The sequence below is a fragment of the Kitasatospora sp. NPDC091257 genome (assembly GCF_044757675.1).
In the GTDB taxonomy this organism is placed as follows: Bacteria; Actinomycetota; Actinomycetes; order Streptomycetales; family Streptomycetaceae; genus Kitasatospora; species Kitasatospora lactacystinica.
On sequence record NZ_JBIVVI010001742.1, the window covers coordinates 1 to 1,326 of the forward strand.

At 76.1% G+C, this 1,326-nt stretch carries 1 protein-coding gene; it reads right to left on the reverse strand.

Features of this window, described 5'->3' with window-relative positions; genetic code table 11:
- On the reverse strand, positions 1-1,326 hold a 1,326-nt coding region (locus ACIQOV_RS41695; protein WP_401056392.1), incomplete at both ends, for a lipid II flippase MurJ.

The following is a 1,326-nucleotide window of genomic DNA, read 5'->3' on the forward strand; positions in this document are numbered from 1 at the left end:
AGTCGGCGACCCAGAGCCGCTCGCCGTCCGCCGACACCGCGAGGCCGGACGACTGGGCGAACCAGGCCTCGGCGGCGGGTCCGTCCACCAGGCCCGGGTCGTCGGCCCGGCGGACCACCGGGCGCAGCGAGAAGTAGGGGCGGATCATCACGCCGGTCAGTGCCTGGGCGGGCAGGCCGAAGCTGTACACCCGGATGACGTCGGCGGTGGCGGCGGTGTCGTGCGGGCCGAAGGCGCCGCGTTCGAACAGCAGCGAGACCACCGAGGGGGCGCAGGCCATCAGGAAGGCGGTGCCGAGCAGGACGACGGCCGTCGCCTGGCCGAGGTCCTTCTCCACCCGGTCGCGGGCGGCGGTGAGGTCCCCGGCGGCGAGCGCCCGGGCGACCAGCGGGAAGGTGACGGTGCAGATCAGGAGACCCGCCGTCATGGCGAGCTGGGAGACCTTGGCCGCGTAGTTGAGGTGCGAGATGGTGCCGGGCGGCAGCGCCGAGCCGAGGTAGCGCTCGACGAAGACCTGCGACTGGCGGGTGAGGGTGAAGGCGGCCACCGGCAGCAGGGCCAGCGGCATCAGCACCAGGGCCCGGCGCGAGCGGCGGCCGCGGCCGGTGTCGGGCGGGCCCTGGCGCAGCCGGCGCAGGAAGGGGCCGACCAGCAGACCGGCCATCAGCAGGCTGCCGGCCGCGACGCCGAGGGCGGCGGAGCGCACCCCGAGGTAGGCGTGGAGGCAGAGCAGGACGGCGAGGATGCCGAGGTTGTAGGCGACGTAGATGCCGGCCGGGGCGGGGAAGCGGTGGTGGGCGCGCAGCGCGGCGGCCAGGTAGCCGGCCACGCCGAAGGGCAGCACGGTGATCGCGGTGATCCGGGTGCAGGTGACGGCCAGGGCGGGGTCGGTGAGGCCGGGGGCGAGCAGGTCGACCAGTTCCGGGGCGCCCAGGACGACGGCCAGGGCGAGGCCGCCGAGCGCGATCAGCAGCCAGGGCAGGGTGGCGCGGACCAGCTGGCGGACCGGGTCGGGGGCGTCCGGGTCCTCCTCGCGCAGCACCAGGGCGAGGGCGAAGGCGGGCACCATGAGGAAGGACATGGCGTCCTCGATCAGCAGCGGTGCGGCGGTCTCGGGGACGGTCCAGGCGACCAGGAAGGCGTCGGTGCCCTGGTTGGCGCCGAAGTAGCGGGCCAGCAGGAGGTCGCGCAGCAGGCCGAGGCCGGAGCCGGCGGCGCTGAGGACGGCGGTGATGCCGAAGGCCTTGGCGAGGAAGCCGCGCCGGGGGGCCGGGTGGGGCTCGGCGGGCGGGTCCTCGCCGGTGGCGCCGCGGGGGGCCGGTAGGG